Source organism: Helicobacter trogontum, assembly GCF_000765905.2.
Taxonomy (GTDB): domain Bacteria; phylum Campylobacterota; class Campylobacteria; order Campylobacterales; family Helicobacteraceae; genus Helicobacter_A; species Helicobacter_A trogontum.
Genome location: NZ_JRPL02000004.1, coordinates 115,210 through 136,682, shown reverse-complemented (window position 1 = coordinate 136,682; position 21,473 = coordinate 115,210). Strand labels below are relative to the sequence as shown.

22 protein-coding genes and 1 other RNA gene are annotated in these 21,473 nt (G+C 32.8%); 12 read left to right on the top strand and 11 right to left on the bottom strand.

The features are described 5' to 3' along the window. The 5 genes from LS81_RS03200 to LS81_RS11835 all read left to right on the top strand — a co-directional run. Window positions 1-570, top strand: a 570-nt coding sequence (locus tag LS81_RS03200) for a GNAT family N-acetyltransferase (RefSeq protein WP_138069871.1), incomplete at its 5' end; no start/stop codon positions are given. Beyond that, entirely contained in the window at window positions 567-1,553 is a 987-nt protein-coding gene (locus LS81_RS03195; RefSeq protein ID WP_237022196.1) for a GNAT family N-acetyltransferase, read from the top strand. The genes LS81_RS03200 and LS81_RS03195, both read left to right, overlap by 4 nt. 69 nt (window positions 1,554-1,622) lie before the next feature. After that, window positions 1,623-2,078, top strand: a complete 456-nt coding sequence (locus tag LS81_RS03190; RefSeq protein WP_034348109.1) for an acyltransferase — start codon at window positions 1,623-1,625, stop codon at window positions 2,076-2,078. Window positions 2,079-2,176: 98 nt separating this feature from the next. After that, window positions 2,177-2,314 carry a GNAT family N-acetyltransferase gene (locus LS81_RS11840; protein WP_233714201.1) on the top strand — a complete coding sequence of 46 codons (138 nt, stop codon included), beginning with the start codon at window positions 2,177-2,179 and terminating at the stop codon, window positions 2,312-2,314. A gap of 12 nt (window positions 2,315-2,326) precedes the next feature. Next, entirely contained in the window at window positions 2,327-2,551 is a 225-nt protein-coding gene (locus LS81_RS11835; protein WP_233714200.1) for a hypothetical protein, read from the top strand. A gap of 885 nt (window positions 2,552-3,436) precedes the next feature. Here LS81_RS11835 and LS81_RS03180 read toward each other — a convergent pair. Together LS81_RS03180 and ispG are read right to left on the bottom strand one after the other, a co-directional pair. Next, window positions 3,437-4,105, bottom strand: coding sequence for a YggS family pyridoxal phosphate-dependent enzyme (locus LS81_RS03180; RefSeq protein WP_034345711.1), 669 nt, complete (start codon window positions 4,103-4,105; stop codon window positions 3,437-3,439). Window positions 4,106-4,306: 201 nt separating this feature from the next. Further along, the gene (ispG, locus tag LS81_RS03175) at window positions 4,307-5,392 is read right to left on the bottom strand and encodes a flavodoxin-dependent (E)-4-hydroxy-3-methylbut-2-enyl-diphosphate synthase (protein WP_034345713.1); all 1,086 of its coding nucleotides are present in this window, start codon (window positions 5,390-5,392) and stop codon (window positions 4,307-4,309) included. Window positions 5,393-5,596: 204 nt separating this feature from the next. On the opposite strand from ispG, the gene LS81_RS03170 reads away from it, so the two are divergent. Continuing rightward, window positions 5,597-5,971, top strand: coding sequence for a hypothetical protein (locus LS81_RS03170; protein ID WP_104696491.1), 375 nt, complete (start codon window positions 5,597-5,599; stop codon window positions 5,969-5,971). A 115-nt stretch (window positions 5,972-6,086) separates the two neighbouring features. Here the strand turns inward: LS81_RS03170 and rnpB are convergent. Then, window positions 6,087-6,403: RNase P RNA component class A (gene rnpB / locus LS81_RS03165), an RNA gene on the bottom strand. Window positions 6,404-6,482: 79 nt separating this feature from the next. Here rnpB and LS81_RS03160 point away from each other — a divergent pair. Next, window positions 6,483-7,013, top strand: a complete 531-nt coding sequence (locus LS81_RS03160) for a MarR family winged helix-turn-helix transcriptional regulator (RefSeq protein WP_034346496.1) — start codon at window positions 6,483-6,485, stop codon at window positions 7,011-7,013. A gap of 843 nt (window positions 7,014-7,856) precedes the next feature. On the opposite strand, the gene LS81_RS03155 is transcribed toward LS81_RS03160, so the two are convergent. From LS81_RS03155 to lptE, 5 genes are all read right to left on the bottom strand, one after another. Further along, window positions 7,857-8,744, bottom strand: a complete 888-nt coding sequence (locus LS81_RS03155; protein ID WP_034346493.1) for an NAD(+)/NADH kinase — start codon at window positions 8,742-8,744, stop codon at window positions 7,857-7,859. 24 nt (window positions 8,745-8,768) lie between these two features. Next, the gene (locus tag LS81_RS03150; protein ID WP_052096546.1) at window positions 8,769-9,548 is read right to left on the bottom strand and encodes a J domain-containing protein; all 780 of its coding nucleotides are present in this window, start codon (window positions 9,546-9,548) and stop codon (window positions 8,769-8,771) included. A 280-nt stretch (window positions 9,549-9,828) separates the two neighbouring features. Continuing rightward, on the bottom strand, window positions 9,829-11,007 hold the full coding sequence (locus LS81_RS03145) for a glycosyltransferase family 9 protein (RefSeq protein ID WP_034346489.1): 1,179 nt from the start codon (window positions 11,005-11,007) through the stop codon (window positions 9,829-9,831). 112 nt (window positions 11,008-11,119) lie between these two features. Continuing rightward, window positions 11,120-12,235 carry a cytochrome-c peroxidase gene (locus LS81_RS03140; RefSeq protein ID WP_034346487.1) on the bottom strand — a complete coding sequence of 372 codons (1,116 nt, stop codon included), beginning with the start codon at window positions 12,233-12,235 and terminating at the stop codon, window positions 11,120-11,122. 205 nt (window positions 12,236-12,440) lie between these two features. Beyond that, window positions 12,441-12,962, bottom strand: a complete 522-nt coding sequence (gene lptE, locus LS81_RS03135) for an LPS assembly lipoprotein LptE (protein WP_233715903.1) — start codon at window positions 12,960-12,962, stop codon at window positions 12,441-12,443. A gap of 231 nt (window positions 12,963-13,193) precedes the next feature. Between lptE and LS81_RS03130 the strand changes: the two genes are divergently transcribed. Genes LS81_RS03130 through kdsA form a run of 3 tightly spaced genes read left to right on the top strand, consistent with a single transcriptional unit; the run spans window position 13,194 to window position 15,962 of the window. Continuing rightward, entirely contained in the window at window positions 13,194-13,955 is a 762-nt protein-coding gene (locus LS81_RS03130) for a TSUP family transporter (RefSeq protein ID WP_034346485.1), read from the top strand. A gap of 18 nt (window positions 13,956-13,973) precedes the next feature. Beyond that, complete coding sequence (locus LS81_RS03125; RefSeq protein ID WP_237022195.1) at window positions 13,974-15,053, top strand: ATP-binding protein; 1,080 nt, start codon at window positions 13,974-13,976, stop codon at window positions 15,051-15,053. A gap of 51 nt (window positions 15,054-15,104) precedes the next feature. After that, the gene (gene kdsA / locus LS81_RS03120) at window positions 15,105-15,962 is read left to right on the top strand and encodes a 3-deoxy-8-phosphooctulonate synthase (protein WP_324761653.1); all 858 of its coding nucleotides are present in this window, start codon (window positions 15,105-15,107) and stop codon (window positions 15,960-15,962) included. A gap of 813 nt (window positions 15,963-16,775) precedes the next feature. Here the strand turns inward: kdsA and LS81_RS03115 are convergent. From LS81_RS03115 to ppa, 3 genes are all read right to left on the bottom strand, one after another. After that, the gene (locus LS81_RS03115) at window positions 16,776-17,315 is read right to left on the bottom strand and encodes a DUF3972 domain-containing protein (RefSeq protein ID WP_407717551.1); all 540 of its coding nucleotides are present in this window, start codon (window positions 17,313-17,315) and stop codon (window positions 16,776-16,778) included. 480 nt (window positions 17,316-17,795) lie between these two features. Then, window positions 17,796-18,296, bottom strand: coding sequence for a 5-(carboxyamino)imidazole ribonucleotide mutase (purE, locus tag LS81_RS03110; RefSeq protein WP_034346482.1), 501 nt, complete (start codon window positions 18,294-18,296; stop codon window positions 17,796-17,798). A gap of 469 nt (window positions 18,297-18,765) precedes the next feature. Then, complete coding sequence (ppa, locus tag LS81_RS03105; RefSeq protein ID WP_034320384.1) at window positions 18,766-19,287, bottom strand: inorganic diphosphatase; 522 nt, start codon at window positions 19,285-19,287, stop codon at window positions 18,766-18,768. Between the two features lie 170 nt (window positions 19,288-19,457). Between ppa and LS81_RS03100 the strand changes: the two genes are divergently transcribed. Both LS81_RS03100 and LS81_RS03095 read left to right on the top strand, forming a co-directional pair. After that, window positions 19,458-19,931 (top strand): hypothetical protein, encoded by a 474-nt coding sequence (locus tag LS81_RS03100; protein WP_034346480.1) that lies wholly within the window; start codon window positions 19,458-19,460, stop codon window positions 19,929-19,931. Window positions 19,932-19,998: 67 nt separating this feature from the next. Beyond that, on the top strand, window positions 19,999-21,378 hold the full coding sequence (locus LS81_RS03095) for an FAD-linked oxidase C-terminal domain-containing protein (RefSeq protein WP_034320390.1): 1,380 nt from the start codon (window positions 19,999-20,001) through the stop codon (window positions 21,376-21,378). Window positions 21,379-21,473: the final 95 nt, after the last annotated feature.

Here is a 21,473-nt window from a genome sequence, read left to right as displayed (position 1 = left end):
ATAGAATCTTCAATCAACTTTCAAGCTTTTGTTACTTTATTAAACGAGGTATTGCAGACAAGACACAACACACAAGCAGTGCATTCAGCTGAGGAATTAGAATTGTTACATTCAAGATTTAAGGATAATATTGCTCTTTATGTTGCAAAACAAAATAATGAAATTTTAGCAGCAACCCTGCTTTTTATTTATCCTAATTTAGTGCATACACAATATCTCGCGGTAAATGATAGAGGAAGAGAAATAGGAGCATTAGATTTACTTATAAAAACACTCATAGATAAATACTCTACAACGAAACAATACTTTGACTTTGGAATCTCTACAGAAAACAATGGTTTATTTCTAAATGAGGGGCTTATTGCACAAAAGGAAGGGTTTGGTGCCAGGACAATAGTCCACAATTTTTATGAGATCAACATACCAACAACTATGATTGCAATGGGGGGGGGGGGTAATCTACCTTTATTTTTATCGCTTTTTTACTATCGAGTATTTTTATCGTTTTGCATTTTATTTACTTATGTATTGGTGCTTACTTATTCCAATGGTAAAAAGGGGATTCTATGATTAGAGTTCTTCCTTATACACATAAATACGCAGATGATTGGAATGCTTTTAACAAAGATTCTAAAAATGGAATATTTATGTTTGATAGGAATTACATGGACTATCACGCGGATAGGTTTATAGATCATTCGTTAATGTTTTACGAGGATTCAAAACTCATTGCCCTTTTGCCGCTCAATATTAAGGATTCTATATTATATTCTCATCAGGGATTAACTTTTGGTGGCTTTATTGCTAATGAAAAAATGAAGCAATATAAAATGATTGAATGCTTTAAGGTTTTGTTAGCATATATGCAAGAGATTAGAGTGCAAAAGCTTGTTTATAAAGCAATACCTTATATTTATCATAAGTACCCTGCACAGGAGGACATATATGCATTATTTACTCTTGGGGCGAAGTCTTGTCGCACAGATTGTTCATCAAGTATTGACCTGACGCGTTTGATTGCGATGCCAAAGGGTAGAAAAGCACAAATTTCTAGGGCAAAGCGTGAAGGCGTAGTGATAGAATCTTCAATCAACTTTCAAGCTTTTGTTACTTTATTAAACGAGGTATTGCAGACAAGACACAACACACAAGCAGTGCATTCAGCTGAGGAATTAGAATTGTTACATTCAAGATTTAAGGATAATATTGCTCTTTATGTTGCAAAACAAAATAATGAAATTTTAGCAGCAACCCTGCTTTTTATTTATCCTAATTTAGTGCATACACAATATCTCGCGGTAAATGATAGAGGAAGAGAAATAGGAGCATTAGATTTACTTATAAAAACACTCATAGATAAATACTCTACAACGAAACAATACTTTGACTTTGGAATCTCTACAGAAAACAATGGTTTATTTCTAAATGAGGGGCTTATTGCACAAAAGGAAGGGTTTGGTGCCAGGACAATAGTCCACAATTTTTATGAGATCAACATACCAACAACTATGATTGCAATGGGGGGGGGGGGGGGTAACCTTTACATTCGGTAACTCTTGGTATATTCACAATGCAAAACGAAATTTTAATTATTATATAGGTTCTTCCATAAAGGAGGTGGCATGATACATCCACTTTCTGATGTGCAAAGTCAAAATGTTGGCAAGGGTACAAAGATTTGGCAGTTTTGTGTAGTGTTGCCCAATGCAGTTATAGGAGAGAATTGCAATATTTGTTCACATTGTTTTATAGAAAATGATGTCAGAATTGGTAATAATGTGACAATAAAAAGCGGTGTGCAAATATGGGATGGCATATGTATTGAGGATAATGTGTTTATTGGTCCCAATGTTAGTTTTACAAATGATAAATATCCAAAATCAAAACAATATCCGAGCAAATTTTTGAAAACAATGATTAAAAGAGGAGCATCCATTGGTGCTGGTGCGGTAATTTTACCTGGAATTACTATTGGAGAAAACGCACTCATTGGTGCAGGTACTGTTGTAACAAAGGATGTTGGCAACAATTGCAAAGTGATAGGAAACAGGGTTTGTGTTATGGGGGGGGGGGGGTAGGGTAGGCATTCTATAGTTATTAGGAGTTTATTCAAAAAATTTACTTTTATCTTGTTATACCATTTTCTGGTGAAGCGATTATTCTTATGGACTGAACGATGAAGGCGGTGATAAGAGGTCGCAGGGTTACTTTGCGTTTAGTGGAGATTTCTGATGTGGATTTTATCTTGTTGCTACGTTCTAACGAACGTAAAACAAAATTTTTGCATTCCATTGATACTGAGATTGAAAAATAGAAAGAATGGATTTTGAATTATAAAATCCGTGAATCTTTAGGTCAAGAATATTATTTCGTGATTGAAGGAAGTGTGCCATTTGGATTGGTGCGTCTCTACGATTTTGTGGGAGAATCTTTTTGTTGGGGAAGTTTTATCACAACAGAAAATGCACCTTTTTATGTTGCAATAGAAGCGGTATGTTGTGTTTATGAGTTTGCGTTTTATGGGCTTGGATTTTTTGCAAAGCCACTTTGATGTAAGAAAAGAAAATTTGCGTGTAGTCGCATTTTATCAGAGATTTGGTGCGAGCATTGTTGCAGAGGATGCACACAATTATTATTTTCAACTTACACGGCAAGGATATGAGAAAGTTAAACAAAGATATATATGATATATGCCATTAGATATAGATTGTTTTGTAGATTCATTAAAAAAAATGTAAAAATAAGTTATATAAAAGAAATAAGATAAGTTTTTTAAGTTAACTTATTATTAAGATAATAATCTCAAAAACTCTCGTATGGATATGGGGTTTTAATCATGATTTTTTTGAATTTTTATAAAGCAAAGTTGGGAATACCAAGTTTATTATTATCAATGATTACTCTAAGAATATTCAAAAATAAAGATTCAAGAATTAAGTTTATATAACATACATACAATCAAGAAAAGTGGCTTTAACATAGCCTTTAAACGTTTGAGCGTGAACATTTTATGTTCTTATATAAATTAATAATAATTAGGATTTAATTTACTAGTAATGATTTATAAAATGTTTGATAAAGATTCTAGTTTTAAGCAAAATGGGCCACTCTTGTTAGAATTGATAACAAGAAAATTGAAATAAGGAAGATTACAAGAGTGGTATTCTAAATAAAGTGGGGATAGGATATAATAGGAGTTTGGTATTGCTTATTCACCATTTTCATATTGCTATGAGATATCAAAGCATACTTGAGTAATTTAATACGTTATTAAAAATGAAATATACACAAAAGGGATAAAATAAGGTTAAAACTTAAAATGTGTTACATTGGGAATTTTTGATACATATGTTTCTAAGATACCATAAACTTTAATCTTTTTCATTCATGTTAAGCCCTATGAGTATGGCTATGTGTTTTTTACTGAATCTATCTTTCAAGGTTGAAAAATGCTACTTCCAATGCGTAGGCAATTACTTCCACATGCAATAGCGATCTCATAATCACTGCTCATACCCATTGACAATATGCTCACATTATAAGGTTTTAAACGCTCATAAAGTCTTTGTGTTTGCAAAAAACTTTTTTCAATTAATGTTGTGTCGTTACTATGTGCACCCATACACATGAGTCCAGTAAGCTCTATATTTGGGCATTTTTCTAGAATTTCAAGATAGCTAGAAAAAGCAGATTCTGTAGAAAAACCACTCTTAGAATCTTCGTTTGCACTATTTACTTGTAGTAAAGCCTTGAGTTTGCAGTTTTCACGCATAAGTCGCTTTTGTAAAGCATAAGCAAGTTTTAAGGAGTGGAGGGAATGCAGCAGTGCCGGTTTTATTTGTAATAGCATATTAATCTTATTTTCTTGTAGGGTGCCAATGAAATGCCACTCTATGTCGTATGGGGCTAAGATTTGCTTCTTTTTTGCTAAATCTTGCACTTTGTTCTCTCCAAAGGCAATTTGCCCACATGAAAAAGCCTGCTGTATTTCATCTGCATTGCTATATTTACTAACCGCAATAAGCTTGATAAAATCCCTTCTACCATAACGTAGCTTTGTATTCTCAATAGATTCTAAAACTCTTGTTAGATTTTTGCAAATCATATCACCCCTTTAAAAGTTTTTTACACTTACTTTTATGGAATCTTCAACTCGCTTAAGTTAAATATAAACCAACGATTACAAATATAAATTACAATACACACTCTAATGTTTTCATATGTTGTAAAACCTCTGAATTTGCGTTTGCATTTTACAACACAATTTGGCTAGTCTCATGCTTCCTTATCACGTTATGCAGCAAAATTATGTCTCTGCCGCTCTTTCTGCTGCTAGTATCTCTACCTCTTCTACAAATCGATCTACAATGCTATCTTCACTCATTTTAACTAGTACTTTACCACCCTTTATAATATGTCCAATTTTATTGCCAAATGCTATGGCAATATCTGCATGCTTTGCTTCACCAAGCGCATTTACTGCACAACCCATAACACTTACTTGTAGCGGTGTTTTGATGTGTGCCAACCTAGCTTCTACTTTCTTGATAGCACTTACCAAATCAGCTTGTATTCGCCCACATGTAGGACATGAAACAATAGTAATACCTTCTTTCTGTCTGCCTGAATAGCGTAAAATACTTTTTGCAAGTTTAATCTCTTCTTCTAACTCACCTGTGATAGAACAACGCATAGTATCACCAATACCTTGCATGAGAAGATTGCCTAGTGCAATAGAACTTTTAATCATGGAATGATAAAGTGTACCTGCTTCTGTAACGCCCAAGTGGAATGGGTATGGCACTAATGGACGCAGGAGTTCGTAAGCTTGCATTGTGCGTGGTGCATCACTTGCCTTTAAGGAAACTTTAATGTTTGTAAAGCCAAAATCTTCTAGAAGTTTAATATTGTATAATGCAGACTCTACCATACCTTGTGGTGTTGCACCATATTTTTGTTCAAATTCTTTTTCTAAACTACCACCATTTACACCTATTCGTATAGGGATATTCCTAGCATTACACGCCTTTACTACTTCTTTTATCTTTTCTTTTGAGCCTATATTACCTGGATTAATGCGTATGCAATCAACAGATTCAGCAGCAATTAATGCAAGTTTATACTTAAAATGTATGTCTGCGATTAAGGGTAAACTTGTCATGCTTTTTAGAGTTTTTAGTGCATGCGCATCTTCTTCTGTCAGCACCGCTAAACGTACGATGTCTGCACCTGCTAACTGCAATCTATCAAGTTGTGCCTTTGTTTCTTCGATATTATGAGTTTTGCTAAAAGTCATACTTTGCACACTAATTGGTGCATCGCCACCTATGGCTACGTTGCCAACATGGATTTGTTTTGTGGGATAACGAGGCTTGATTTTATTATCTTGCATTATATTCCTTGATTCTAGAATGAGAATTTGCTAGTCGAGATTCTAACATATTTTCATTGATTTTTTCGTTATGACATAATGATAAATAGTTTTTCATGGAATCTTTTTTGCTTTAAATTTTAGTATGAGATTAAGGCTTATTATGGTTATTTCTAATTCATGTCGTGCAGATGTACAAGAGGTTATAAACATAAGGGATGAAAGATGGACTTGAATACATTAGAGAAAATGGGGGATGAAGAGATGGCAGGGAAGATTGCAAGTATATCAGCAGTTCTGAAGATATTTGGCGGTCATCTATTGGGTAAAATTGCATCATCACCACTCAAGTTTGCAAGGCTTCTCAAGTTTAGCTTCAAGATTAAAAAAGAAGTAGATAAAACAAAAGATGAACAGGATATGGGAAAAAAGATTGATAATACCCTTGCGATACTTAAAATAGTGCTAGATTACAGAAAAACAAACCCAAATGAGATGGAAGTATTATTCGAAATGCTAGAAGAAATAGTGCAAAAATATCAAGAAAACCCAAATATGAAACAGGAGATATTAAATCTTATAGATACGCGCGGTAAGTAGGGTTTGTAAGAATTTTTTATAACTTTTTGTTTTTGAATTGATTTCTAGTCGTAATAAAAGCTAAGCAAATAGTAATATGTTTAAGCGTTAGTAAGTATATTCGTGTAATTTATGAAAATATGGTGTAGCTATAAGCCGAGTTCTGTATTTAGTAATTATTTATCTAGATAATATTTCGCAATATTATTCAAGCGAATAGCTAAAAACAGAGATATTAACCTGCTATTCTTGCTACGGATTGGGTTTACATGGCATTTCTTGTTACCAAGAAATCGGTAGGCTCTTACCCTGCCTTTTCACCCTTACCATGAAAACATGGCGGTATATTTCTGTTGCACTTTCCCTTAGGTTACCCTAGCCATTTGTTAAATGGAATCCTATCTCTTGTAGCTCGGACTTTCCTCTTTTTCAAGCAATTACTTGCTACACCAAATGAAATGATACCAAAAAAAATTAAAAAACATGTTATTATGTTGCATGAAAAATACACTTTATAGAAGGTGATGACATTATGACATATAGTATTGATGATAAAATGGAGGACGAGTTGTATGCAGAAGTTCTCGAGAAAATCGAACTTTTTCAAAAAGAGCACATTGTTCCACATCTTATGTTAGCAGCACGTAAGATGAAGAAATTTGCTATAGGTCATCTCAAAAGGTTTCATATTGGATTTGAGCAAATGGCTGTTCTACATGCCCTATCACTCGCAAAAGAACTTAATATTAATCAACTTGCAAAAATTTTGCAAAAAGATAGGGGTACAGTAAGTCGCTGTGTAGAATCTTTATGTGCAAAAGAATATGTAATCAAAACGAAGCCTATTAATGATCAACGCATACATGTAGTTCGCCTTACTCAAAGCGGAGAGCAATTTTTTATAGACGTTTGTCATTATTTTGAAACCATTGCTCAAAAACCAGAGAGTGCCATGAGTATCTGTGAGATTAAACAATTCCATGAGAGTTTAGAAAAGATTATTGATTATTGCAAAAATACACAAAAAGTAACACATACAGATTGTGTGGAAGATACGGATTAATTCTTTAATATTAAGGGATTTATTGATAGGATTAACTCATAGTTTAGATGTAAAAAAGCTTGTAAAACATAAATAATTATGTATAAGAGTTTGCGTGTTATTATGGCAAGTTGTTTTTTGTCTAGAAAAAAGAGTTTTTTGGGTGGAGGTTGTGTCTCACCTATACTCATATAAAAGTGTAGAGATTTGAGTTTAAAATACTCAATCATGAAAGATAAATACATGGGTAATCAAAAATTGCTTGATAAAAATTTTAGCATAAAGCTAACCACTAAGGTTGTGATATTAAATATATATAACCATACACAATATTAAGCCATATTTGTAGAGCTTTAGCTTATGAATGTGTTCTAAAGTTTTTGAATATTCTTCACAAACTATACATAAAAGTATTCAATAAGGCATATTTTAGGCTTTTTTATTTATGGAATCCTTTAGATGTTTTTGTGCAGAGAATGCCTAAAAGTTTCTTATTATGTGATCGCGGCTTTACTTATTTGTCAAAATCACACTAGCTGCATTATAGATATGTTGGTAGCAACTGAAATGAGAGCTTATTTGGTTATTCCTTACTTATTGGTAGTGGTTTAATTTATTAACTGAAAAATAAGTATTTTGATAGATTTTGTCGTATTTGTAAGAAATGTGTTAAATATATTTTAGGTAAAAAAAGACAAATCTTCTTTAGGTTATGGACTAGTTGCTTCGAAATGATTATAACTAAAAAGGTATTATTTGGGTATAGATTCTATAGTTTATAAAGTATTGACGGTGGTGAAACTCAATAAGGAAAATAGAACAATAGGGCAAATTTAGGCATGTGATTTTTAAGATTTTAAATAATTAAGATTCAACTTGCCCCCAGCCAAGTTTTTCTCTGAGACGTATAAAATAGAAGTTTGGCGTAAGTTCGACAAGGTATGCATTGTGTGCTGCAGCTCTAATACATATAACGCTTCCTTCAGGCACGGAAATCCTTTGTTGCCCATCACATGTAAGTGTTCCAGCAGTTTTAAATTTAAATTCAATGGTAAAGGAATCATCAAGGATTAGTGGTCTTTGTGTTAGAGAATGTGCACATATGGGTGTTAATAATACATTGCGGCAGTTTGGATATACAAGGCTACCACCAGCAGATACATTGTATGCACTTGATCCAGTCGGTGTTGCCACAAGAAGTCCATCTAGTCTATAGTGATTGAAAAGGACACCATTGATTGATGCCTCAATCTCTAACATACCGCTGAAACCTGCCCTTGATAGTAAAAATTCATTTAATGCAACAAGCGGTCGCATAATCTCTAGTCGCATACTTTCTTGCACATAGCCTTCTAGCATAAGATGCTGTCTAATTGCATAGTCTCCACTCTTTATACGAGGAATAATTTTATCCATTTCATGAGGTAGTGCAATAGTTAAGTATCCAAGTCTCCCAGAATTTATACCAAGTATAGGCACATTGCTACCATAACTTTGACGTGCAACGGAAAGTAACGTGCCATCTCCACCGATACTAAGCAACATATCGGCATTCGCACATATATGTCCTATTTCATAACTTTCAATGCTATCTCTTAGCTCTAGCATCCTAGCACTAGAATACTCCAGCATAACTTGCATACCCACTGCTTCTAGTTGTCTTTGTATATCCATGAAAATAGGTTTTATATGGGTGCTTTGTGGACGCAGGATAATACCCACTTTTCTTACACTGCGTTTTTTTTGCTCCATGCGATGTCCTTGCTTATAGAATGATTAGTTTGTGTGTAAATGTTCTGTGCGTTTGATTGTCTTGTATGCTTCTGTGATCTTATGGAATTTTGTGGTATAATCTAGAATCTCTTTTTCATTCTCGCCATAAAAATTATCGGGATGATACTCTCTTGCCAATTTAAGGTAGCGTTTTTTTACGAGCTCAAAATCGTCTCCAAATTGAGAATCCAAAGTTGCATAACATTGTCTTAATTCTTTTTCCTGTGTAGTGAGAAATGAAATTTCATCCGCGTTAAAATCACTATATTCAAAGGAGAGCACAATATTATGTATAACACGATTGCCAATAAAACGCATAACACTTTCCCAAAAAAATTCATTGCTTGATTGCAAGTAGATTTCATTCTGACTCATTCCAATATAATGAGAGCCAAACATTGCTTTAATATAGCGTTCTGCCACTCTGTTGCGTTTACTTAATGTAAGAATAATACGTGAAGTACCGATCAATTGAATTTTTACACGAATTTTTTCTAATAAATCAGTAGATTTTACCATTTTTATACGTATGGGCAAATGACTATTTGCCAAAGCGAATTCTAGCTCTGTATTATCATCTACATCACAATGATTTGCCGCATGGTAGCACCAATTAATAAGGTAGTTTTTCTTAATTATTTCACCATCATCTAGAATTAATACCGAGCTTGATAGTCTATAGTTGCGACTAAAATGCTTTTTTGCATAGGAGAGCACTTTTGGTAGAATCTTGCTATCTTCAGCAAGCTTTATCTGCACATATTTGTCGCAACAAGAAATCATCATCTCACCCTAAAAACCCTTAAGCATATTAGTCATTGATAACAAAATAGTAACTACATAGAATCTGAAAAATTATAGCAAAATTATGCAAAGATAGCCATTACAACCTTGTGTTTTACAGGTAAATTCAATCTTAATCTCATGCTAATAGAACTATTGTATAAGCTAAACTAGCATTTTTCATTCCATACGCTAGTTATTCAGAAGAAATAAGAAGTCTAGATTATTAATTATTGATATGTTGTGCTTATTAGAAAGTTATCGTGTTATTTTCAGAATCTTATATCTTATTGTCTAGCAATTTATATCCCAGATCCAACACTTCTTCTGGTGTGATTAGTCTCATGCAATCATGATGTTTTAATGGACAAGTTTTTTGTTTGCAGGGTACACATGTAAGATTTTTTTGTATAGAAATTGTATTTTCTGTAATATAGTATTCCCCTCTTTTGTCTGTCCCTAAAACACTCCATGGACTGCACCACGAAAAGGGCATAGGTCCAAAAATAATGATACTAGGAATATTGAGTGCTCGGGCAATATGTGTCGTTCCGCTATCATTGCCAATATACAATTTACACTCATTAAGCGAATTTGCAAGTTCTTGTAGGCTAGTTTTTCCGCTTAGATTTTCTAATTTATCATGATTATTTTCTTCCAATGCTTTATATACGCTTGTTTCTATCTGTATATTTCTTTCTATATCACTTTTAGCTCCATAGATTCTCACCATATAACCTTTTTGTATAAAATCTATGATGATAGCAACAAAATGCGATATAAGCCACATTTTAGAATCCCCATAACTCGCACTTGTACTGATAGCAATAATCTTTTTTTTAGATTTTTTTGCTGCAACAGGGAGATACAGCTGCAGATCTTTTGCTTCATTGTAAAGTATATTTTGCACACGACTTGCGAGCTGATTGTAGTGTGGATTTTTAGAATCTAGTGCATAATTTTTAAAAAAATCATGTGGTAGAATAGGTAGTAGTAAATGTATATAGCTTAATACCTGATGAGTGCAAAAAGGTGGGCGACCGCTTTCATATTTAATTACATGGGTCAATAAAAACTTACGCATACCAAAGATATTTTTATCACCATAGCCAACACGTTTTTTAACCGCTATTTTTGAAAGTAAAAAAGCTGAGAAAAAATTATTTTGCGATGTTATTGCCCAATCAAGCGTTATATTATTTTCATGCAAATAGTCATTAATTTCTCCTGCAAGTTTAGTTGTTTCACGTATCCGACTTGTAATACCTTTCTTTTGTTTACTATTATCAATAAAGATTTTTATAAATGTTTTATTTATGTTAAACAAACCCACACTAAGAGCGTTACCAACAAGAATGATTTTTGTTTGAGGAAATATTCTTCTTATACAAGAAATGGTTGGTGTAAACATCATTGTATCACCAAGCCAATTTGGAAGTTTGATTAATATGTATCTCATTTTTTGATATCCTTCTATCTAGAATCTAGATTAAATCAGCTTTATTAAAAATCACAAAAAGCTAAAATTACAAAGACTTTATTATGACTTCTTTAGATTCTGTGAATAATGATTAAAAAGTTGCTCTAGGCAAAATTGGTATTGTTATGGGTTTTATTTCACCATTTAAAGATTCTAAAAATTCTATAATTTTTGTTATTTCCTTATTTGAAAGATTGATACCTATTTGTATTCTCCCCATTTCTTTGATTGCATCATCGAGGTTTTTAAATCCACCATTGTGAAAATATGGTGCGGTTGCAACAACGTTACGCAGTGTTGGGACTTTTAGCATTTTATTGGAATCTGTGCCAAATTTTCCCAGATTGCTTAATTTGTAATTTCCGATAACCTCAAATGGCTGCATTGTTCCACCAAGATTTACACCATTATGACATGTTACACAACCTCTCTCAATAAATACATCAAGCCCTTCAACTTCGCTGATACTAAGGGCTTTTAAGTTGCCGTTTAAAAAATCATCAAAGCGAGTAATTACATTTAAACTCATAATAAAGCCAGCTAAAGTTTGTGCAATAAGATTCTCATCAATCTTTACTTTTGTGCCATAAGCCCTTATAAAATAACTCATATACTCTTTTGAATTTGTGATGCCTTGAATGATTTTTTGCATATCACCATTCATTTCGTTTTTTGCTTTTAATGCATATAAAGTTGCCCTAGCGGTAACATTTCTTGATAAAAACTTATTTGCACCCATATCTATTTTGTCATGTCTTTTTATTATGCCTTTGTAATAAGCAACATCATTAAATAGCATGTTATAGATTGTTGGGACATCGAGGTGATAAGGGTTATTTTGACTTTCATCAAGTGTGCTTGTGCCTTGCATAGCAATATTATGACAAGTATTACATGAGCGCATACCATCATTGCTTAAACGTGGATCAAAGTATAGAATCTTGCCAAGCTCAAGTTGTGCATCTGAAAAGGTAAAATTTGATTTTTTATCAAACATACCTTTTTGTAGTGCGGCTAATTCTGCTCCTTCGCTTACAGGTTTTAATCCAGCAGAATGTGCTTTCTTTGCAATACTTTGTATTTTTGCCCCTATGTCTTCAAAACCATAAACAAGTTGAGTAAATACAAAAGAACTACTACATGCTGCAATACCAAAAAATATAATTTTTGATTTCATTTGACATAATTTCTGCTTAATTTTATTCATAATCACCCTTTTATAATCCCATGCAATTATTTTTTATGTGAGTTGAGATTATTTATTGCTACAAAATATAAATCACTATTATATTATACATTATGTTAGTATAGAATCTTGGTTTCAATTCTTCATCAAACCCTGACACATTTTCGCATTAAACATATATGCTTAATACTATCAAATCTAAATAAGATAAAATTAGCTACACATATTAAAAAGAAGCACTATAACCAATTTGGGATATAAATCTATCAAGACTTTGTCTTGCTGCCTCAATGATTGCATTTGATCGGTTTTCATAGGTGATTGTTGGACTATTAAGCGAGGCAGCATAGTCGTAATAGCCTTGATTTACAAAATTGAATTTTTTGTCATTACGCTTAAAGCTAAAGGAAATATTGAGAAAAACGCGGTAAAAAGTTGCAATACCCTGTGTATTTGTGCCAATAATTGTATCTTGTATATTTTGCACATCAACAGTCAGAATAGAATCTGCCTCACTTCTATTTACCACTCTTGAATGAAAACGTGAGACAATAGCCTCATTTACCATATCTTTAATTTTTACAGATTCTTCTGGGTTCTCTAAATTTACAATGAGCTCTACATGAACTTTTTCACCTAATGCTTGATTTGCATAATATGACATGGGTTTATAACCGCAGCCACTCATGCATATAATAAAAAATATAAAAAAGATTCTATAAAATGATATAAGAGATTTTACTTGCATATAATCACCCATTGAATTTTTAGTAAAAAATAAACAAAGATATATTATAACTAAATTTCAATGTGCTAAGTTCTTTAAGAGAGAATCAAACTGCAATATTACACAATGAAAATTTAATAAATTAAATAATTACAACATCTTAAGAGTAAAATATGCAACTATTTTTTTTATTTGTGTTGCGATACAATTACGTTTCAAGCACAATGATATTTTTTTATTGCAAGGAAAATTATGCTAGAGGATTTAAGTCTTAATTTGTATATTATTTTATTTTGTGTGGCTTTTTGTGCTGGGTTTATAGATTCTATTGCAGGTGGTGGCGGTATGATTACAATCCCTGCCTTATTACTTGCAGGTTGTCCCCCACATCAAGCAATGGGTGTCAATAAGCTTCAAAGTTGTTTTGGTAGTTTTTCAGCGACTTTGCATTTTTATAAGAAAGGACATATAGATATTAAGAATAATATTGTCCCTATTTTTTGCGTATTTGTGTGTGCAGTTGGAGGAGCATTGCTTGTGCATTTTCTAGATACACGTTTTTTGTCAAAATGCATTCCATTTCTACTTATTATTTTTGCTTTCTATTTTCTATTTTCTCCAAAGATTACAGAGGAGCAAAGTCATGTTCGCTACACTCATGCCTTGCTTTATTTTGTACTTGGCGTTATTGGTTTTTATGATGGTTTTTTTGGACCAGGGACGGGTTCTTTTTTAATGCTTGCATTAATTATGTTGGGTGGATATGGGTTGAAAAATGCACTTGCTCATGCAAAGCTCTTTAATTTTATTTCAAACATTGCCGCTATGCTTGTATTTGCTGTGGGTGGGCAAATTCTATGGTTGCTTGGCTTTTTTATGGGTGTTGGGCAGTTTATTGGTGCAAATATTGGCTCAAGACTTGCACTTCGTTATGGTATAAAAATTATCAAACCTCTTGTTGTGTGTGTCTCCCTTGCTGTTTGTGCGAAGCTGCTGTATAATGAATACTTTTAGAATCTTAGATAATGGAAATTGAGCAAGATTATGTTTAATGAGATTCCAAAACTAAAACACATTTTTCCTCGTAGCGTAAATATAAATAGCAATAAAACTTTCATATATGGACCACCACAAAGTGGTAAAACTACCCTTGCATTATGGTATGCACAAAAATTTCAGTATGTTTTCTATGTAGATTTTGCCATGTTGTTTTCAAAAAATCTCATAGAGAGCACACAAAAAGCCTTGCATAATATAGGTCAAAAGTTAGAGTTGCTTATAGTTGATAATATTACTCTTGACACAATAAGATATTGCAATGATATGATTGTATCATGTCCTTGTATCTACATAGGTGATATAGGGGCATGTCCTAGTGATTTTACCCCATTATCTCTATTGCCCTTAAGCTTTGAAGAATATTTAAGCATAGATTCTAAAAACCTTAGCATTGAGGCTTTATTGTCAAATTTTATTAAAGATGGTAATGCGATAGAAATGCTATTGCTCCCTGAATACAAAAAGCGAGAATATAAGTGGCGATCAATGCAGTTTAGCTTAAAAGAGGAAGCCAATGTATTAAGCCATATGCTTTCATTGCAATCCCTAAAAACAAGCACCTATGGAATCTATACTCATTTGAAACAACATATAAAAATTTCAAAGGATAGAATCTATCCTTTAATACAATCGTTACAAGCAAATAATATTGTGCACGTTTGCAAACATGCTGATACATATGGAATTGATGCAGGAAAGAAATACAAACTTTACTTTTATGATTTTACACTTGCAAGTGAATTTGCAGATTCCAAGCATTTTATGCGAGTGTATGAAAATATGGTATTTTTAGAGTTAGTGTCTATGGGATTTAGCTTACAATACAGTAATTATTGTGATTTCATCGATAAGTCACAACAGATGATATTTTTATGTATGCCATTTGCAGGTGTTGAATCTATTGCAAAACGCATACAGCTCATACGGAAAAAAGAGAGGGAATATAGCAATTATATGATATATGTTATTACCATGGGGAGTAATCATGTTTTTGATACAAAGGCAATAGGGCTTGACTTTGCAAGTCTTTCGCCGCTTTTGCGTCTTGTTTAATATTGTAAATAAGATTAAGTTTAACTTTTTGTATAATTTAGTGCAAAAACTATAGGCTTATATCTATGTAAGGAGAGAATTGTGATACTACTTAGTGGACCATGTGTTATAGAAAATGAAGCAAATATTTATCGCATTGCAAAAGAGCTTGAGTTTGCACATAATGATGTGGATATTGATTTTTATTTTAAAGCAAGTTTTGATAAGGCAAATCGGACAAGCCTTGATGGCTTTAGAGGTCCTGGACTAGAACAGGGATTATTATTGCTAGAGAAAGTCAAAAAGGACTTTGGCTATAAAATTATCACAGATATACATGAAAGCACTCAAGCAGGACCTATTGCTGATGTGGTGGATATTATCCAAATTCCAGCATTTTTATGCAGACAAACAGATTTAATTGTCGCAGTGGCAAAAACTAAGGCTATTATTAATATCAAAAAAGGGCAGTTTATGAATCCTAATGACATGCGTTACAGTGTCCTTAAGGCATTAAGGACAAGGGATTCTAATATTAATGATTCTTCTTTTATGGAAGATGCTTATAACTTAAGTAGTAAGTATAAGATATGGCTTACAGAGAGAGGTAGCACATTTGGCTATGGGAATCTTGTAGTTGATATGCGATCACTTGTTATTATGCGACAATTTGCTCCTGTAATCTTTGATGCGACGCATAGTGTGCAAATGCCAGGTGGATTAGGGGGTAAAAGCGGTGGTGATAGTAGCTATGTGCCTTATCTTGCACGTGCTGCAAGTAGTATTGGAGTTGATGGTTATTTTATGGAAACACACTTTAACCCAAAGGAAGCTCTAAGTGATGGTCCAAACATGATCGAGCTTACAAAGCTGAAATCACTTATACCAATATTAAAACAACTTGATGTGATAGCAAAGCAGAGAGTATAAGATTTTTTAGAATGCATGAAATGCTTAATGTCTTTATAAGGTATCTTTGTGCATTTTCTTGCGTTTTATAGTATTGTCTTTATTGTTTCTTGTGTGAAATGACTTTGATATATCATGTGATTTCTTATCTGCTTTTTAGAGGTTCTTGTAGATATGTCAATTTCATTGGCATTATAGATCTAATTTAATCTTGCTATTCTTTTGTAAGCTTTTGACTATAACTTTTTGATTCTATACCTAAGTTATGAGTTTTAATATTTGTAATAATCACACAACTAGATAGCATGTTAGTTTTACACCTTTTTTGTTGTTTGTATTGATTAATTAGTGTATTTCTATATATAACGTCATAACACAGGCAGTAATTTTTATAAAATTTTGTGCCAAGATTCTCAATTTTCCATACATCACAAGTTTATATACTCATTGGTATAGTAATGAGTAATCCTTTGATACACCTTTGTTAATAGGGTTTTCAAATATTGTTTTATTTGCATTGCATTGGGTGATTGAAACTCAAATTGCAATATCTTTTTGAAATATTATGTAAGGATTTTGACTTATATGATCAAGCAAGTCTGTAATTTATTCTATAGTGATTTCTCAATATGTGTAATTTTATTTACCCGTATTATCTTGTAATTCTTTAGCCTTTTTATTTTAATTAGATATGACATCGTTTTATATGAGGTGTAAAATGTGCTTGTGAAACATTAAGTAATGCACAAGGGAGGAGAGTCCTGTATTCATTGTATTGATTAAATCTTGCATCAGACTGATTGGGGCGTTTATTTGTTACAATGTCGTTTTATCTTATGTTGTGCTATTGCTGACCTTACCCCACATAAGTTTATACTTTCGTTTCACAAACTCTACTTCTTCTTGTGTTTTTTGTAGTTGTTGCCTTAGAATCTCTATTGTTTTTTTATCATCATCATAAATTTCTTGCATAGATACAAGTGCTTCTTTTAGAAAACTATTTTCACTTTTAAAAGCTGCTATTGTTTCATCTTTTGAGCTTAGCACCTTTTCATGTAAACCTAAAATCGTAGCAATTGTCTTTTCTACAAACACAGGATCTAGTGCATTGCCATTCATATCTAATGAAACTAGGCGGTTTTCTACTTTTTTTATAAGTGCTGATGTACCTGTACTTGCTTCGACATAGATTCTACCATTTTCTTGCTTACTTTTTATTGTCTTATCTTTTATTAATTCTGCTACTTTTTCTTTTTCTAAACCCGATAGCTTCAAAAATTCATCTAAAAGCAGCCAAGTTTCCTGTTTTGTGTTTGCATTTGCTTTGACTATTTGTTGATATTTTTCTTGTTTTGATTCTATTTCATCTGGCACATTTGAAACTTGTGTTTTTGTTGCCTGTGGAGAAGGAGTTTGGATTTGATTATTTCTTGTTGTTGATACAGCTTCTTTGGGTGTATTTTGTGGAGATTGCTGCATTGTTTGTGTAGCGTTTTGTATTGTTTGAGGTTGTTTTAAGGTGTTCTTTGTTGTGTTTGTTTTGTCTTCATCTATCCAATCTTTCATACTTTCCTTAATTGTCTTTGCATGAGATAGATTTTGTGTATTTTGTGCCATGTCTTTTTTATCTGCGGCATTATTCATATCTATATTACCATCAAGTATTTTTTGTGTTTCTTCCACATATGCACGTAGGGAATCTCGCTCACTTTCTTTTATTAAAGTATTACTTGCTTTATTGTCATCTTGCATATCTTCTTTTTGCATACTTTCTTGCATCTCTCGTATTGTCTTTAAGCCTTGTGGCTGCAACTTCTCCTGCTCTACCATAACTCTCCCTTTTATTGTAAGCTTTTAGATTTCATTTCGTATGCTTTGTGTATCTTTTTCTAACTGATGTGCACGCTCTTGCCTTTCTTTTGTAAGAAGTTGTGATAAATTTGGATATTGTGGTAAGAGAGATAATATCTGCATTGCAAAAAAAGCAGCATTGATTGCCCCAGCTTTGCCTACGCTCATAGTAGCAACAGGAACTGCTTGTGGCATTTGCACACTCGAGAGAAGTGCATCTAAACCATCAAGCATACCACCTGCAAGTGGTATAGCTATGACAGGTTTTAGCGTGTGTGCTGCGATAGCTCCTGCTAAATGTGCTGCCATACCCGCTGCTCCAATAAACACTGCTGCTCCGCGTTTTTCTGAGGTTAATACAATCTCTTTTGTCCTCTCTGGTGTCCTATGTGCTGAAGATATATGCACTTCAAAGGGGATTTCAAACTTCTTTAAAATAGCGATACATTCTTGCATGACTTTCCAATCACTTTTGCTTCCCATAATAATTACAACAAATGGCATATAACACCTCATCTATAGAATAATTCGTCTATATTTTACTATAAAAAGTGTGTATATGTTATTGTAAATACTAACTTTGAATATGAAATATAGTGTAAAATAAATCCGCATAATTAAAGTTTTACTTCGCAGTTTTTAGTAATTGATACTTGGTTGCGTATTCATATTTATTTGGTTAAGGAAAAATTAAGTTTGTTAGGAGATAATTGCAAGAACAATCTACATTACTTAAGCCAATAAGATAAAATGAAATTTTTATTATCGCAATGTTATCGTGATAATACGCGGATAAATCACTCAATCATAGTGTTGCAACCATAAGATACCACAAATATTGCATTACATGAATGCTACAGAAATTCGTCTTATGCTAATTATGAATTCCATGCAGCCACACTACAAAGTCATTCAACCTTGCAATATGACATATATGTAGTTCTACACAGATATTTGCAGAGTTGGGACGAAGTTATGCTTTATAATTTGCAATTGCTTGTTGCAAAATCTTTGTAGCTTCTTCTGCGTCCTGAAAGTCTTTTACTTTTACCCATTTGTTAGGTTCAAGCATTTTATATGTTTCAAAGAAATTTTTAATCCTATCAAGTGTTAGTTTAGGTAAATCTTTATAGCTTTTTACATCGCTGTATGTAGGATCGATCTTATCGAGTGCAACAGCAAGTAATTTTTCATCCATTCCACCCTCATCTTCCATAATTAAAACACCTATAAGTCGGCATTTAATGACAGAACCAGCCTGTAACGGATATTCATTGAGTACTAAAATATCCATTGGATCATCATCATCAGCCAATGTATTTGGCACAAACCCATAATTTGCTGGATAATATACTGCTGAACGCATGATTCTATCTACCACAACAGCACCAGAATCCTTATCTATTTCATACTTAATATCTGAACCAAAAGGTATTTCAATAACTGCATTAATCTCGTTTGGTACTTTGCCATACCCTATTTTTGTAATATCCATAAATGCTCCTTAAATTTAAAGTTATCAAAATTATAACGCTACATTATTAACCAACCTATTATTTATTAATTTAGGAATATTGATTTCAAAAATTTGTATTTTCTATATTTATTTCTTATGTGTTAAGTTACATTTATGGTAGAATCCAAGCTTTTTATGGAAAGGATAATATGCGTTTTTATTTTCATAATTTTCTTATACTTTTTGGTATGATAATTTTTATGGCATGTAGTGATACAGCAGCAGATTCAAAAACTACTACATTAGATGGAGAGACATGGTTGTTTAATACGCAATATATTCGGACTATCAATGAAACAAGTTGGGAAAAATTATCGATAAATGCATTAAATGACTATACAGATTTTAAACTTGAATTCACCTACATATCTACAGGGAAACCCCAAACTTGTGGATTATATGCAAAAGGTGTTGTTGCAAATGAGGCATTTGGAGACAAGGAAACAACACCAACAAAGATTCTCATGCGGCCAAATCTTATACCAAATGCAGCGATTTGGATCATCCGTACGAATAATACAAAAGGTAGCATAAAGGTTGAGGTTGATGATATTGCAGCGTTTATAAAGGCTTGTGGGGATGCACACCAATATGTCGTTGGGGTATATGATTCTATTCAATAAGATTATAAAAAGCTTTAAAATATAAATTTTTAGACTAAAATATTGCAAAATTTTCAAAAGGATATTTATGGCATTAGATAATATACATATAGATTATTTTAAACAATTATTGGGTGAAGAAAATGCAAAAATAGACTCTTTACATAAAGTTGCATATAGCTATGATGCAACGCGTGAATCTAGAGAACCAGATATGGTGCTTTTTCCAAGGGATGAAAAAGATATTAGTGATATTTTAAAGTATTGCAATGAAAACCTCATCCCCATTGTGCCAAGAGGTGCGGGTAGTGGCTTTACAGGTGGTAGTATTGCAGCACAAGGGGGCATTGTATTAGCCTTAGAAAAACATATGAATAAGATTTTAGAGCTTGACACAAAGAATCTTATTGTAAGAGTGCAGCCAGGTGTCATTAATAAGGATCTGCAAAACTTTGCAGAATCGCATGGGCTTTTCTATCCACCAGATCCAGCAAGTGAAAATCAAAGCACAATTGGGGGTAATGTGAGTGAAAATGCGGGTGGTATGCGTGCAGCAAAGTATGGTATTACAAAAGATTATGTTGTAGCCATTCGTGCTGTTTTGCCAAATGGTAATATTATCCGTGCAGGTAAAAAAACGATTAAAGATGTAGCAGGTTATAACATTGCAGGAATCCTAATAGCAAGTGAGGGGACATTGGCGGTTATTAGTGAAATTACACTAAAACTTATAGCAAAGCCAAAGATTATGCGTTCTGCAATGGGTATTTTTGACACAATAGAAGATGCAATGAATGCAGTATATAAGACAATGGCAAGCGGAGTTACACCAGTTGCTATGGAGTTTTTAGATAATTTGACAATTCGTGCAGTGGAGAGTAAATTCAATAAAGGTTTACCTACTGAAGCTGGAGCAATACTTATTACAGAAGTTGATGGTAATTTAGAAGAAGAAATACAATATCAATTAGAACTCATAGAATCAAGATTTAAAGAAAATGGTTGTATTGAATTTAAGGTTGCAAAAGATTCTAAAGAGGGGCAGGATTTATGGTTTGCAAGAAAGAATGCAAGTCAAAGCATTAGTATTTATGGTAAGAAAAAGCTGAATGAAGATATCACTGTCCCACGTGCAAAACTCCCAGAACTACTAGAGAGAATAGGTGAGGTAAGTAAGCGATATGGCTTTAAAATACCATGTTTTGGACACACAGGTGATGGTAATGTGCATACAAATGTAATGGTTGAAGATTTAAAAGATTTAGATAAAGGGCATGAAGCTATCGTAGAGATATTTAAAATTGCAGTCGAATTAGAGGGTACTTTAAGTGGTGAGCATGGTATTGGACTTGCAAAAGCCCCATTTATGAAGCTTGCTTTCAATGAAGATGAGATGAACTTATTTAGAAGCATTAAAAACGCATTTGATCCAAACAATATATTAAATCCAAATAAGATGGGGCTATGACGTCTTAAAGTTTCAATCAATATGATAAATATTGTCTTTTGTTTTTTGCATATTTTTATATCATAAAGCAAGGCTTATTGATTGAATTTACATAG

Excerpts from the sequence above, each read along its gene's own strand:
- LS81_RS03195 (WP_237022196.1), top strand. The coding sequence starts at position 567 with ATGATTAGAGTTCTTCCTTATACACATAAATACGCAGATGATTGGAAT.
- LS81_RS03190 (WP_034348109.1), top strand. The coding sequence starts at position 1,623 with ATGATACATCCACTTTCTGATGTGCAAAGTCAAAATGTTGGCAAGGGT.
- LS81_RS11840 (WP_233714201.1), top strand. The coding sequence starts at position 2,177 with ATGAAGGCGGTGATAAGAGGTCGCAGGGTTACTTTGCGTTTAGTGGAG.
- LS81_RS03180 (WP_034345711.1), bottom strand. The coding sequence starts at position 4,105 with ATGATTTGCAAAAATCTAACAAGAGTTTTAGAATCTATTGAGAATACA.
- ispG (WP_034345713.1), bottom strand. The coding sequence starts at position 5,392 with ATGCAAGATAATAAAATCAAGCCTCGTTATCCCACAAAACAAATCCAT.
- LS81_RS03170 (WP_104696491.1), top strand. The coding sequence starts at position 5,597 with ATGGACTTGAATACATTAGAGAAAATGGGGGATGAAGAGATGGCAGGG.
- LS81_RS03160 (WP_034346496.1), top strand. The coding sequence starts at position 6,483 with ATGACATATAGTATTGATGATAAAATGGAGGACGAGTTGTATGCAGAA.
- LS81_RS03155 (WP_034346493.1), bottom strand. The coding sequence starts at position 8,744 with ATGGAGCAAAAAAAACGCAGTGTAAGAAAAGTGGGTATTATCCTGCGT.
- LS81_RS03150 (WP_052096546.1), bottom strand. The coding sequence starts at position 9,548 with ATGATTTCTTGTTGCGACAAATATGTGCAGATAAAGCTTGCTGAAGAT.
- LS81_RS03145 (WP_034346489.1), bottom strand. The coding sequence starts at position 11,007 with ATGAGATACATATTAATCAAACTTCCAAATTGGCTTGGTGATACAATG.
- LS81_RS03140 (WP_034346487.1), bottom strand. The coding sequence starts at position 12,235 with ATGAATAAAATTAAGCAGAAATTATGTCAAATGAAATCAAAAATTATA.
- lptE (WP_233715903.1), bottom strand. The coding sequence starts at position 12,962 with ATGCAAGTAAAATCTCTTATATCATTTTATAGAATCTTTTTTATATTT.
- LS81_RS03130 (WP_034346485.1), top strand. The coding sequence starts at position 13,194 with ATGCTAGAGGATTTAAGTCTTAATTTGTATATTATTTTATTTTGTGTG.
- purE (WP_034346482.1), bottom strand. The coding sequence starts at position 18,296 with ATGCCATTTGTTGTAATTATTATGGGAAGCAAAAGTGATTGGAAAGTC.
- ppa (WP_034320384.1), bottom strand. The coding sequence starts at position 19,287 with ATGGATATTACAAAAATAGGGTATGGCAAAGTACCAAACGAGATTAAT.
- LS81_RS03100 (WP_034346480.1), top strand. The coding sequence starts at position 19,458 with ATGCGTTTTTATTTTCATAATTTTCTTATACTTTTTGGTATGATAATT.
- LS81_RS03095 (WP_034320390.1), top strand. The coding sequence starts at position 19,999 with ATGGCATTAGATAATATACATATAGATTATTTTAAACAATTATTGGGT.